Genomic DNA, 12983 nt, shown 5'->3' on the forward strand with positions numbered 1-12983 from the left:
CACGCCACCACCACGCCTTCGACGCTTACGCCCGGACCGCGGCCGAGCACGCCCACCCCGACTACCTGGTCGCACGAGAGGCGGCGCAGCAGGCGAGCCAGGCCAAGAGCGCGGCCTGGCACGAACTGCGCCAGACCGAACAGCACTACTCGATGGCGCTGCAGCACTACGGCACCCTCGGGCGAGTCGACGAACCGGAAGCTCGCCTCGCACAGGTCGAACAAGCCATCACCATCGACGCGGCCGAACTGGCGAGGGCGCGCAGCCAGATCGCCGCGCTGCGCGCCGAACCCACCCTCCGTGCCCAACCAGCCGACCTCGTCGAGGTTGCCCGCACTGCGTGGCGCGTCGACCGCGAACAGCGCGCCTCGTGGCAGGCCGCCCGCGCGCTCACGGAGTACGCAAACAGGCGTGAAGTCGCGCCACGTAGTCCTGGGGTAGGCACTGTGCCAGAAATTTTTCATGACCAGCCCGGCCACGGCATCAGCCGCTGACCCGTGCCCTGACGCCCTGCCGGATTTTTCAAACACCGCCGGACAACGCAGCCAACGACAGCCAACGACACTGCGGCCCAAGACTTCACCCTCAGGCGCCTGCTGCTGTCGTGTTTCCCGCCCGCCGACGCACTTACTGCAGGTGCAGGGGCATCGCGACCAACCATCTTCGACAGCGGTCGTGGCATACCCCCGCGCTACAACCAGACCCGAACCTAATTGAGAGGAGCAGAGCACGACCAACTCGGGCCGGGATGAAGAACTTCGATCAAACGTGTCCGCCGGCACCGACCACGCCACCTTCAGTGACGACCATCATCGACGAGAGGAACTGATCATGAACACCACCGACGGCAACCGCGACGACGACATCGACGACCTACTCACCCTGCACGAAGTCGCCGAACTGCTCCGCGTCCCCGACGCCACCCTGCGCTACTGGCGCCACCAACACACCGGACCCGACAGCTACAAGATCGGCCGCCACGTCCGCTACCCCCGCAGCGAAGTCCAGCGCTGGCTACGCAACCAGCGCAGCAACCGCAGCAGCGATGTCGCGTGAGCCGTCGCATGACTTTCGTCCGATGTCTCTCATTCGACGTAGCCTGATCACCCGGAGGCGATCAGATGTCTAGTGTTGCGAAGCGCAACGACGGCCGGTGGCGGGCCCGTTATCGTGACGGCGCAGGCAAGGAGCACGCTCGACATTTCGAGCGAAAAATCGACGCGCAGCGCTGGCTCGACGGAGTCACCGCCGCCAAAGTGCGTGGTGACTACGTCGACCCCAGGACAGCTCGCACCACCGTCGACGAATGGTGCCAAACCTGGCTCGCCGGTTACGGATCACGACGCGGCTCGACCGTGCGCCAGGCTGAGGTGCACGTCAAGATCATCCTAGCCAAATTCGGCGCGACACCCCTGTCTGCAGTCAGACCGTCCGACGTCCGCTCATGGACTGGGGAACTAAAGGCAGCCGGACGGGCCACCTCCTACGTGTACGCACTCCATGCGCGGCTGTCACAGATCTTCAACGACGCCGTCCATGACGGCATCATCGCTCGCAATCCATGCTCGCGCCGAACCTCACCCCGCACCGGTTCACAACGGCCATATGTGGCGTCGACCGATCAGGTCTGGCAATTGCACGACGCTTTCGCGGTCGGTCTGCAACCGGCAGTGCTTCTCGGCGCGTTTGTTGGCTTGCGGTTGGCCGAGGCCGCCGCGCTGCGCCCCGACGACGTCGACTTCATGCGCGGAGTCGTGTCGCCTGCCATCCAATGGCCGGCGGATCCGCTGAAGTCGGAGATGAGTCGGACGTCGATCCCCATCCCGAACGATCTCGCTCTACTGCTCTCTGCCGCCGTTGCTCGGGGGCGGGGCGCCGCACTAGTCACCGACGACATCGGTCGTCCGGCCGGCCCGTGGGCCATTCAGCGCGCACTGCGCCGTGCCCGGCTCCAGGTCCCCGATCTGCCGCCGGAATTCCGTTTCCACGACCTGCGCCACTACTTCGCCAGCCTGCTCATCGCCGACGGCCTGGACGTCAAGGTCGTCCAGGCTCGACTCCGGCACGCCAGTGCGAAGACGACCCTCGACGTGTACGGCCATCTGTGGCCGGATAAGGACGAGGCATCACGCGCGGCGGTGTCCGCCGCGATCGCGTCGCGCCCGAGGCCAGCTACCGGCACGAGCGCTCGATGACCACAGCGGAGCCGTCCGTGCGGACCTCCGCGGAATCTTGCGGACTATTTGCGGACCGAACCAGGCGTGTCCAGCCCGTAAACACGCTGGAGGCCCCGGAGTCCGGGGCCTCCAGCGTCAGTTCAAGTCATACGTCGTAGTAGAGCTCGAACTCGTGCGGGTGCGGCCGCAGCCGGATCGGGTCGATCTCGTTCGCGCGCTTGTAGCTGATCCACGCGTCGATGAGATCCTCGGTGAACACGTTCCCTTCGGTGAGGAACTCGTGGTCGGCCTCGAGGGCGTTGAGCACCTCGTTGAGCGATCCGGGCACCTGGGCGATGGCGGCGGCCTCGTCCGGCGGCAGCTCGTACAGGTCCTTGTCCACGGGTGCCGGCGGCTCGATCTTGTTGCGGATGCCGTCCACGCCGGCCATGAGCATGGCGGAGAACGCGAGGTACGGGTTCGCCGACGGGTCGGGGATGCGGAACTCGATGCGCTTGGCCTTCGGGTTCGTGCCGGTGATGGGCACCCGGATGCAGGCCGAGCGGTTGCCCGAGCTGTAGACCAGGTTGACCGGCGCCTCGAATCCGGGGACGAGCCGGTGGAAGGAATTCACGGTCGGGTTGGTGAAGGCGAGCAGCGCCGGCGCGTGGTGCAGCAGGCCGCCGATGTAGTAGCGGGCCGTGTCAGAGAGGCCGGCGTAGCCGAGCTCGTCGTAGAACAGCGGGGAGCCGTCCTTCCACAGCGACTGGTGGCAGTGCATTCCCGAGCCGTTGTCGCCGAACAGCGGCTTGGGCATGAACGTCGCGGTCTTGCCGTTCGCCCACGCCACGTTCTTGATGATGTACTTGAACTTCAGGACGTCGTCGCCGGCCTTGGTCAGCGTGTCGAACTTGTAGTTGATCTCGGCCTGACCGGCCGTGCCGACCTCGTGGTGCGCCCGCTCGATCTGGATGCCCGACGCGATGAGCGCGCTGCTCATCTGGTCACGCAGGTCGGCGTAGTGGTCGACCGGGGGGACCGGGAAGTAGCCGCCCTTGTACCGGGTCTTGTAACCGCGGTTGCCACCCTCTTCGACGCGGCCGGTGTTCCAGGCGCCCTCGATCGAATCGATGTGATAAAAACCGGCGTTCTGTGACGTCTGGAAGCGCACGTCGTCGAAGACGTAGAACTCCGCCTCGGGGCCGAAGTACACGGTGTCGGCGATGCCGGTCGTGCGCAGCCACTCCTCGGCCTTGGTGGCGACCTGGCGGGGGTCGCGCTCGTACGGCTCGCCCGTCCGCGGCTCGACGATGGAGAAGTTGACGTTCAGGGTCTTCGCCGCGCGGAACGGGTCGACGTAGGCCGTCTCGACGTCCGGGATCAGCTTCATGTCGGACTTGTGGATCGCAGCGAACCCGCGGATCGACGAGCCGTCGAACATGACGCCCTCGGTGAAGAAGTCCTCCGGCAGCGTTGCGGCGGGCACGTTGAAGTGCTGCTGCTGGCCGGGGAGGTCCGTGAACCGGACGTCGACGAACTCGACGCCCTCCTTCTTGATGAAGCTCAGGACCTCGTCGGAGCTAGTGAACATCCGTCCTCCGTTGAACAGTGTGTGAGCCGCGAATTTATGTCTGCGCGGTTGCTGGCGGGTATCCCGAATGTTTCCGGAATGTTTCGCGCTCGCGGTCAGCCTGGCACATCGGTCAGGCCCGGACCACGGCGGTGTCGGTCAGCCGATCGTGCAAACCCCGCCCGTCGCGGTCGAAGATGACGGCGGGTACGAGCAGGCAGAGCAGCGCCGTGCGGCCGATCGTTCGCGGGGGGTCGACGGCGACCGACCGGCTGACCCGGACCAGTCGCAGGCCGGTGAGGTACATGCCGATCGTCCTGCCGGCGACGAGGGTGCCGACGACGTAGTCGACCGCGAACGGGATGAGGCTCCAGCTGCCCGGCAGTCGGTCGGCCAGCGTCCCACCGTGGCGGTGGACGAACAGGGCGGCGACGAGGCCCGACGCGAACGCGTCGACCAGGAACGCCAGCAGCCGAGCGCCGGTGGGGGCGAGCGAACCGCGGCCGTCCTGGGGCAGGCCGAGCTTCTCGCCGCGGAAGGTCTGCGGGGCGGTCATCACCCGGTCAGCTACGGCGGCGCACGGACCGCTGCACGTTGCGCATCTTCGCGCCCGGAGGCATCGGACCCTTCGGCAGGCCGACGGCCCGGGTGCCGCCGAGCGCGGCGAGGCGCTTCTCGAGCGTCCCGACCTCGTCCTTCGACAGGTTCGCGGGCAGCTTCAGCAGGTAACGGTTGAGCCGGGAGAGGCGGACGTCGCCCTCGCCGGTGCCGATGGTGATGTCGTAGATCGGGGTCTCGCCGACCACACGGGCCGTGCGCTTCTTCTCCTGTGCAAGCAGGCCACGCACGCGGTGCGGCGCGCCCTCGCCGACCAGGACGACGCCGGGCCGGCCGACGAGCCGGTGGACCGCGTCGAGCTGGGTCGTCCCGGCCACCGCCTCGGTCAGCCGCCAGTCGCCGCGCAGCTGCTGCTTGAGCATCCAGCCCGCCGCGCCGGCCTGGCCCTCGGCCTGGGCGAACATCGATCTCTGGGCGCGTCTGGAGAAGACGAACATCGCCACGACGAGACCGACGACGAGGGCAAGCGGGATCGGCAGGTACACGGAGCCGGTGATGAGGAAGACGATGACGAAGACCGCCGCAGCGGCCAGCACGGTCGCGATGACCATGACGGGCAGGAATTTCGGGTCCTGCTCGCGGGTGATCTTGAACGCCTGGCGGATGTTGCGGAACGACTCCCGCCGCTGGGCCCGCTTTGCGGCGCGGGCCAGCTTCTTGTCCGCCCGCGACAGTTTGGGTTTCGCGCCCTTGGCCGGCCCAGTCTTCGCCACTAGTAGTTTCCCTCGCTCGTGCGCGAGCACTTCTCGACTGCTCGCTCGTGGCCTGCCCACTCGCACCAAGAATAGATGGCCCCGCCCGGGCCTCCGGCCCCTCGGGGGCCACTGGGCCGGGGGCGGCGTCGCGGATTAGGCAGTCCGCCAGACTTTATGCATACTTCACGGGACCAACTTCATCGTCTCGTCGTCCGGGGCACCGACTCCGGAGGTTTCGGCGTGATCAAGCGGAGCATTCTCGCCATCGCCACACTGGTTCTGGCGACGGCCGCGCCCCTCACGGTCGCGGGGGCGTCGACGGCTCCGCCGAGGGGCAACCTCTGGGCGGCCAGTCAGAACACCTTCGAACACCGCATCCACGTGACCGGGTGGGCAGAGGACCCCGCCAGTCCGGCGGCAGCTGTGCGAGTCACGTTCTGGGTGGACGGCCGCTACCTCGGCAGCACCTCGGCGAACCGGCCTTCGTCCTACCTCAACACCGCCTACAAATTCCCCGGTGACCACCTCTTCGACGCAACGTTCACGTGGGCGCCGACCGCAGGCAAGGTGACGGCGCGGACGCGTGGGGTTGTGACCACGGCACCCTCGGTGATACTGCGAACCATCGCGGCGACGCATTTCTATCCGGGGCCAAGCGCCCGGATCATCAGCGTGGCCAAGCGCTACGTCGGATATCCCTACGTCGAGGGCGGGGCGTCGCCCAGCGGCTTCGACTGCTCGGGCTACACCCAGTACGTCTACTACCACGCGCAGGTGCATTGGCTGCCGCACAACGCGGAACAACAGCGGCACGCGACGGGCATGCGACGCATCGCCCGCAGCGACGCGCGTCCCGGCGATCTGGTCTTCTACCTGAGCGGCGGGTACGCCCACCACGTCGCCGTCTATGCCGGTGGAGGTACGCAGTACGCGGCCGCGACCGTGCGCGACGGCGTTCGCTACCAAGCGGTGTGGTCGAGTTACGTGGAGTACCGGACCGATTGGCACTGACTCAGGAGCGGGCTGCGATCGCCTGCTGGTAGAGGCGCCCGGCCCGGTAGGACGAGCGGACCAGTGGCCCGCTCATGACGCCGGCGAACCCGATCTCCTCAGCCTCTTCCCGCAGCTCGACGAACTCGTCGGGCTTGACCCAGCGCTCGACCGGGTGGTGCTTGGGCGACGGACGCAGGTACTGGGTGATGGTGATCAGCTCGCACCCCGCGTCGTGGAGGTCCTGCAGCGCCTGGCTGATCTCGGCCCGCTCCTCGCCCATGCCGAGGATGAGGTTCGACTTGGTGACGAGACCGTCAGCCCGGGCCGCACGGATGACGTCCAGTGAGCGTTCGTAGCGAAAGCCCGGGCGGATGCGCTTGAAGATCCGCGGCACCGTCTCGATGTTGTGGGCGAACACCTCGGGGCGGCTGCCGAACACCTTGGCCAGTAACTCGGGCACCGCGTTGAAGTCGGGCGCGAGCAGTTCGACGCCGGTGCCCGGATTGACCGCGTGGATCTGGCGGACGGTCTCGGCGTACAGCCACGCGCCGCCGTCGGCGAGATCGTCGCGGGCGACCCCGGTGATCGTGGCGTAGCGCAGGCCCATCGCCTGGACGCTCTCGGCGACCCGGCGTGGTTCGTCGCGATCGAGGGGGAGCGGGCGCCCGGTGTCGATCTGGCAGAAGTCGCACCGGCGCGTGCACTGGTCACCGCCGATGAGGAAGGTGGCCTCGCGGTCCTCCCAGCACTCGTAGATGTTGGGGCAACCGGCCTCTTGGCACACCGTGTGCAAGCCCTCGCGCTGCACCAGCGCCTTGAGCTCGGTGTACTCCGGGCCCATCTTGGCGCGGGTCTTGATCCACTCGGGTTTGCGCTCGATCGGCGTCTCGGTGTTGCGCTGTTCGATGCGGAGGAGCCGACGCCCTTCCGGGGCACTCGGGCGGACGGTGGTCACGTCATCGAGCGTACGCCGCAGCGGCCGGTGGCCTTCACACCGTGGACAGCAGCGCGCGGGCGGCGATGAAGCACAGCAAGAGGGCCGCCAGACCGGCCGCGCCCATGGTTATGAGCCGCCGCGGTGGCTGGTCGTTCGACATGATCGTCACGGTCGTGACGACGACGATGACGGCGATCACCACCAGGATGCCGACCACGGAGCCGGACGTCCGGCACGCTAAGCCGTGGTCGGACGCGCCGCAGCCATAGCGAGCGGCGGCGGAGAGCAGTCCGAAGAAGCCGGCTGCCAGCCCGCCGAGCCACACCACTACGACCGTCGAAAGACGGACCGCACGAGCGCGTCGGTCGACCGCCCTGGCGTGTCTGGGCAACGTCGGCTACGCAGCGGCCACGGGATCGGCGAGCAGCTCCGGCAAGTGGTGCTCGACCAGCGGCAGCACCTCGGCGACCGGCACGTCGCGACCGAGCTCGCGGCTGAGCGAAGTGACGCCGGCATCGCGGATCCCGCATGGCACTATGCGGTCGTACCAGGTCAGGTCGGGATCGCAGTTCAGCGCGAACCCGTGCAGGGTGACCCCCTGCGCCACGCGGATGCCGATCGCGGCGAGCTTGCGGTCGGGACCGGCGGTGTCGGCGGGCAGCCACACGCCGCTGCGGCCCGCGACCTGCTGGCCGGCGACACCGAGCTCGGTGCACACGGCGATCAGCATGCGTTCCATCCGGCGGACGTAGGCGACCACATCGATCGGGTCGGCCAGACGCACGATCGGGTACCCGACGAGTTGGCCCGGGCCGTGCCAGGTGATCTTCCCGCCGCGGTCGACATCGACGACCGGCGTGCCGTCGATGGGTCGCTCGGCCGGCTCGGTGCGCTTTCCGGCCGTGTAGACGGCTGGATGCTCGAGCAACAGAACGGTGTCCGGGGCAGCCCCGGCCACCACGGCGGAGTGGATCTCGCGCTGCTGCGCCCAGGCCTGCTCGTACCGGACGCGTCCCGCCCGAACCATCCGCAATTCGTTCACGTCTCAACCGTACCGACGAACCGCGATTCGCTCATGACGAAAGTCAGGGGTGAATAGGGGTGAAACCCCATCGAGGTTGACGCCGGTTCTCGCTAGCGTGCTGAGGACTACTCAGGAGGAAGCAATGACCTTGATCGACGAGGCTCCGGACCGGACCGCCTCTCCGTCTCGCCGACCGCGGATCGTCTGGGTTTTCACCGCCCTGGCGATCCTGTTCTTCCTCGTCGGCGCGGCCGGTGGCTCTTACCAGGGCAAGCTGGCCGACGTCCAGAAGAACGACAACTCGTCCTTCCTGCCCGGCTCGGCCGACTCGACCAAGGTGGCCAAGGCTCAAGAGAAGTTCACCACCGTCCAATCCATCCCCGGCTTCGTCGTCTACCAGCGCAAGGGCGGATTGACCGACGGCGACAAGGCGAAGATCGCCGCTGACGTCGCTTCGTTCAGGACCATCAAGGGCGTGGCCGCCGATGAGGTCGCCGCGCCCCAGTTCAGCGGCGACGCCGCCTCGGTCGCCGTGCCGCTCGTCGGCAAGACGAACGGGAAGTCGGTCAAGGGTCCCGACCTCGTCGACGCTGAGAAGGCTGTGCTGAAGGGCGCCCGCAAGAACGCACCGTCCGGCCTCACCATCCACAGCGCCGGCGCCGGCGGCATCATCGTCGCCTTCATCGACGCCTTCAGCGGGCTGGACGGCGCGCTCCTGATCGCGGCCGGTGCGGTCGTCGTCATCATCTTGCTGTTCGTCTACCGCAGCCCGATCCTGTGGGCGTTTCCCATCGTCTGCGCCGTGCTCGCGCTCGGCGCGGCGTCGATCGTCATTTACGGACTGGCCAAGAACGGCACGATCACCCTGAACGGTCAGAGCCAGGGGATCCTGTCCGTGCTGGTGATCGGCGCCGGCACGGACTACGCATTGCTGCTGATCAGCCGATATCGAGAAGAGCTGCACGAGTACGACAGCCGCGTCGAGGCGATGAACCCGGCCTGGAAGGGCGCCGCGCCACCGATCATCGCGTCGGCGGTCACGGTGATTCTCGGGCTCATCTGCCTCACCGTCGCGCGGTTGAACTCCACCGCCGGGCTCGGCCCCGTCTGCGCGATCGGTATCGCCTGCACGGTGATCGTCATGCTCACCGTGTTGCCCGTGCTGCTCGTGGTCTCGGGACGGTGGATCTTCTGGCCCAAGCGGCCGCGGGTCGATCACCAGACCGACATCCTCGAGGTGCACGGCGTATGGGGCCGGTTCTCGCGGTGGCTGTCGACGAACTACCGGCGCGCGTGGGTCAGCGCCGGGATCGTCCTCCTCGCTTGCGTCGCGGGAATATTCACACTGAAGACCGCCGGTCTGTCCACCGAGAAGGGCTTCACCAACACGCCTGAGGCCATCACCGGTCAGCACATCTACAACGAGCACTTCAACAAGGGCGCCGGTGCGCCGGCGGTGATCCTGACGGCCACCGACAAGGCCGAGGCCGTCGCGGCAAAGGCTGCGCAGGTCAAGGGCATCGACCCTGACCAGGTCTGCATCGCGACCGACTTCGGTCAGGTCGCCAAGGTGCTCACGCCGGACAAGGTCAAGGCCGACCCCGGACTGGTCAAGACGGTCTTCGGCCCCCAGGGATGCGCCAACCCGCAGTTCCAGGTGAAGCCGGTCGACCGCAAGACGCTGGTCAACGCGACACTAACCGACAGCTACGACTCGAGTGCCGCGTACCAAACGATCCGCGACGTCCGGAAGGCCGTCGAGAAGGCCGATCCCGGTGCGCTCGTAGGTGGCCAGTCCGCGGCAACCCTGGACGTGCAGGACGCGTCGCGGCACGACAACAAGGTGATCATCCCGGTCGTCCTGCTGGTCATCCTGGTCGTCCTGGCGATCGTGCTGCGGGCCCTGATCGCACCGCTGCTGTTGGTCGCCACCGTGGTGCTGTCCTTCGTCGCGGCTCTGGGCGTGAGCGCGGTCTTCTTCAACCATGTGTTCCACTTCGCGAACTCCGACCCGGCGTTCCCGTTGTTCGCGTTCGTGTTCCTGGTTGCGCTGGGCATCGACTACAACATCTTCCTGATGACCCGCGTGCGAGAGGAAACCCTCGGGCATGGGACCCACCAGGGCGTCGTGCGCGGATTGGCGGTGACCGGCGGGGTGATCACGTCGGCCGGTGCGGTACTGGCGGCCACGTTCGTCGTGCTGGGTGTGCTGCCGATCGTCTTCCTCGCCGAGATCGGCTTCGCCGTGGCCTTCGGCGTTTTGCTCGACACGATCGTGGTGCGCTCGATCCTGGTGCCGGCACTCAGTCACGAGATCGGCAAGAAGATCTGGTGGCCGTCGAAGTTGTCGGCGGCGGACGCCCGCGACTGAGCTCCCCGCCCTTCGAAGTTGTCCGCGCTACACCACGTCATAGCGTGGCGTAGCGCGGACAACTCGTCGGAGGGCGGGCAACCTGGGGCGATTCGGCCTGTGGACAACCGGTCTCGGGCCAAGATCGCGACCTACGGTTGGCCGGTGATGCCCTTCAAGCTGCGTGGGTACGCAGTCGAGCGGCTCATCGGCGGCGGGGCGTCGGGTGACGTCTGGCGGGCCCGGGCCGTCGGCTCCGGCGCGCTTGTGGCGCTCAAGCGCATCGCCATCACCAGCGAGACCGAACTGGCCCGAGCCCATGCCGAGGCCGCGTTGCTGCGTGCGCTCGACCACCCGAACCTCGTGCGCCTGCACTCGCTCATGGACACCCAGGACGCGGTGGTTCTCGTGCTCGATCTGGCCGAGGGCGGCTCGCTCGCCGACCTGCTGGCCCCCCGCGGGCGGATCACGCCCGGTGAGGTCATCACCGCCGTGGCACCCGTGGCCGCGGCCCTGGCCTACCTGCACGGTGAGGGCGTCGTCCATTCCGACGTCAGCGCCGCCAACGTGCTGTTCACCGGCGCCGGTGTTCCGCTGCTTGCCGACGTGGGCGTCGCTCGGCTCCTCGGCGACGACAGCCAGGTCGGGGCCACGCCGGCCTACGTCGATCCGACGGTCGCCGCGGGCGGGGTCCCCGGGCCCCCGAGTGACGTCTTCATGCTCGGCGGCGTCGCCCTGCATGCCCTTACCGGCCGCCCGCCCTGGCCCGACGCCCAGCCGGCTGCCGCCCTGGCCCGGGCCGCCGCCGGCGAACTCGTCGACGTGCGGGGGGAACTCGCGCACGCCGGTGTGCCGGAGACCATGGCCGAGGTCGTCGGCCGGGCGCTCGCTCCGGATCCGCAGCGGCGCGGGACGGCGGCCGATCTCGCCCTGGACCTGCGGCACAGCGGCTGTCCGGTGGCGGTGGAAATCGGCGCCGGTCGGGCAAGGGCCGAGCCGCAGCCGGTGGTGCGCACAGGTCCCCGGCATGCCGCACCGCCGGCGGGCGAGCCACCGTCGGCCGGTCGGCCGACGTTCGCCCGGCCCACCGAGTCCGGTGGAGTCCCGGGGGCCGCTCCGCCGACCCGGATGGTGGGTCCGCGCCCGCGCCCGGTCATCCCGCAGCCGCCGGCGCGACGGCGACCGTCCCCGCGGCTGACGGCTGTCCTCGGGGCCGTGCTGCTGGCCGGGGCGATCCTCGCCGCCGGGCTCGTCTGGGCCGGTGCGGGCAGCACGCCGCCCGCCGATACGGCCGATCAGGTGCAACCTCACGGAAAAGTTGAGACTTCCACGGGGCTGTCAGCCCAGCGGTCGCGGCCGGCGTCGGCCGCGGCCGCGTGGGCGACCCGGCTCGCCGCCCTAGACGCGATCCGGGCCCGAGCCTTCGCTCAGCGCGACGCCGGGCTGCTGAAGCAGGTGTACGCGCCCGGTCCGCTACTCGCGGCCGATTCGGCCCTGCTGTCGCGCATCGTTCCGGCGGGCTGCGGCCTCGCCGGGGCCCGCACGACCTACTCGGGGCTGCGAGCCGTGCCGACCAACCGCGGCGCGGTTGTCACGGTGAACGCCCGGCTGGCGTCGTCGCGGTTGATGTGTGCCGGTCGACTTCGAGGGACGGCGGCCGGTGCCGGCCCCGCAGTACTGCGGTTGGAGCTGGTCGGGACCGCCGACGGCGTGCGGATCGCCGGCCAGCGGCCGGCGTGATGCTCAGCCGAGCTCCGCCGCCAGCGCGGCGTCCAGCGTCGAATGGGTGAACTCGAAACCCGCGTCCAGCAGTCGCGCCGGCGTGGCCCGCTGTCCGGTCAGCACGTCCTCGGAGAACTCGCCGAGCGCAAGCCGAGCAGCAAACCCGGGAACGGCGAAGACCGCGGGCCGGTGCAGGCGCCGGCCGAGGGTCTTCGTGAACTCCGCATTCGATACCGGCGACGGCCCGGTCAGGTTCACCGGCCCGGCGACGTCGTGCTCGAGCAGGAAGCGGATCGCCGCGGTCTCGTCCGTCTGCGAGATCCACGCCATGTACTGCTTCCCGCTGCCCAGCCGGCCGCCGACGCCGGCCTTGACGAGCGGCACGAGGCGTTTCAGCGCGCCGCCGCCCTCGGCCAGCACGATTCCCGACCGGATGTGGGTGACCCGGACGCCGGCCGCGCGCGCCGGGTCGGCGGCCGCTTCCCACTGGACGCATACCTCGGACAGGAAGGAGTCGCCCGGCGGCGAGTCCTCATCGACGATCCGATCGCCGGTGTCGCCGTAGAAGCCGACGGCCGACGCCGCGATCAGCACTCGAGGCCCGCGACCGTCACCCGCGAGGTCGGCCAGGGTTCGCGCCACCGTCGCGACGGAGTCGACCCGGCTCTGCAGGATCTGCCGCTTGTACGAGTCGGTCCAGCGGTGATCGCCGACGCCCGCGCCGGACAGGCACACCACGGCGTCGGCGTCGCGGACGAAGCCCGGGTCGAGCCGGCCGCGACCCGGGTCCCAGCTGTCGACGTCCTCGCCCGAAGCCGGTCGCCGCAGCAGGATCTTCACCCGGTGCCCGTCGCGCAGCAGCGACGCCTTGAGCGCCGAGCCGATCAGGCCCGACGCTCCGGCCAGCACGACCTCCAC

Annotated in this window: 13 protein-coding genes; 6 read left to right on the forward strand and 7 right to left on the reverse strand. The window is 68.9% G+C overall.

Annotated features, from left to right (window positions below; translation table 11 throughout):
• The 3 genes from ABR571_RS11220 to xerC all read left to right on the forward strand — a co-directional run.
• Nucleotides 1–494 (forward strand): hypothetical protein (locus tag ABR571_RS11220; protein ID WP_409453289.1); only part of this gene is annotated, 494 nt, incomplete at its 5' end.
• Nucleotides 495–831: 337 nt separating this feature from the next.
• Nucleotides 832–1056, forward strand: a complete 225-nt coding sequence (locus ABR571_RS11225) for a helix-turn-helix domain-containing protein (RefSeq protein WP_409453290.1) — start codon at nucleotides 832–834, stop codon at nucleotides 1054–1056.
• Between the two features lie 65 nt (nucleotides 1057–1121).
• Nucleotides 1122–2195: a tyrosine recombinase XerC gene (xerC, locus tag ABR571_RS11230; RefSeq protein WP_409453291.1), complete on the forward strand. Its 1074-nt coding sequence runs from the start codon at nucleotides 1122–1124 to the stop codon at nucleotides 2193–2195.
• Nucleotides 2196–2322: 127 nt separating this feature from the next.
• Here the strand turns inward: xerC and glnA are convergent, their stop codons facing one another.
• The 3 genes from glnA to ABR571_RS11245 form a co-directional block, all read right to left on the reverse strand.
• On the reverse strand, nucleotides 2323–3747 hold the full coding sequence (glnA, locus tag ABR571_RS11235; RefSeq protein WP_409453292.1) for a type I glutamate--ammonia ligase: 1425 nt from the start codon (nucleotides 3745–3747) through the stop codon (nucleotides 2323–2325).
• Between the two features lie 112 nt (nucleotides 3748–3859).
• Nucleotides 3860–4282: an RDD family protein gene (locus ABR571_RS11240; RefSeq protein WP_409453293.1), complete on the reverse strand. Its 423-nt coding sequence runs from the start codon at nucleotides 4280–4282 to the stop codon at nucleotides 3860–3862.
• 7 nt (nucleotides 4283–4289) lie between these two features.
• Nucleotides 4290–5057, reverse strand: a complete 768-nt coding sequence (locus ABR571_RS11245; RefSeq protein ID WP_409453294.1) for a DUF4191 domain-containing protein — start codon at nucleotides 5055–5057, stop codon at nucleotides 4290–4292.
• 222 nt (nucleotides 5058–5279) lie between these two features.
• On the opposite strand from ABR571_RS11245, the gene ABR571_RS11250 reads away from it, so the two are divergent.
• Nucleotides 5280–6050, forward strand: a complete 771-nt coding sequence (locus tag ABR571_RS11250; RefSeq protein WP_409453295.1) for a C40 family peptidase — start codon at nucleotides 5280–5282, stop codon at nucleotides 6048–6050.
• 1 nt (nucleotide 6051) lies between these two features.
• On the opposite strand, the gene lipA is transcribed toward ABR571_RS11250, so the two are convergent.
• The 3 genes from lipA to lipB form a co-directional block, all read right to left on the reverse strand.
• Nucleotides 6052–6987, reverse strand: a complete 936-nt coding sequence (gene lipA / locus ABR571_RS11255) for a lipoyl synthase (protein ID WP_409453296.1) — start codon at nucleotides 6985–6987, stop codon at nucleotides 6052–6054.
• A 34-nt stretch (nucleotides 6988–7021) separates the two neighbouring features.
• Complete coding sequence (locus ABR571_RS11260) at nucleotides 7022–7294, reverse strand: hypothetical protein (protein WP_409453297.1); 273 nt, start codon at nucleotides 7292–7294, stop codon at nucleotides 7022–7024.
• Nucleotides 7295–7366: 72 nt separating this feature from the next.
• A complete protein-coding gene (gene lipB, locus ABR571_RS11265) occupies nucleotides 7367–7996 on the reverse strand; it encodes a lipoyl(octanoyl) transferase LipB (RefSeq protein ID WP_409453319.1) in 630 nt (209 codons plus the stop codon).
• 139 nt (nucleotides 7997–8135) lie between these two features.
• On the opposite strand from lipB, the gene ABR571_RS11270 reads away from it, so the two are divergent.
• Both ABR571_RS11270 and ABR571_RS11275 read left to right on the forward strand, forming a co-directional pair.
• A complete protein-coding gene (locus tag ABR571_RS11270; RefSeq protein WP_409453298.1) occupies nucleotides 8136–10364 on the forward strand; it encodes an MMPL family transporter in 2229 nt (742 codons plus the stop codon).
• Nucleotides 10365–10511: 147 nt separating this feature from the next.
• A complete protein-coding gene (locus ABR571_RS11275; RefSeq protein WP_409453320.1) occupies nucleotides 10512–12083 on the forward strand; it encodes a serine/threonine-protein kinase in 1572 nt (523 codons plus the stop codon).
• Between the two features lie 3 nt (nucleotides 12084–12086).
• On the opposite strand, the gene ABR571_RS11280 is transcribed toward ABR571_RS11275, so the two are convergent.
• Nucleotides 12087–12983 (reverse strand): TIGR01777 family oxidoreductase, encoded by an 897-nt coding sequence (locus ABR571_RS11280; RefSeq protein ID WP_409453299.1) that lies wholly within the window; start codon nucleotides 12981–12983, stop codon nucleotides 12087–12089.

The sequence above is a fragment of the Jatrophihabitans sp. genome (genome assembly GCF_046262535.1).
Taxonomy (GTDB): Bacteria; Actinomycetota; Actinomycetes; order Mycobacteriales; family Jatrophihabitantaceae; genus Jatrophihabitans.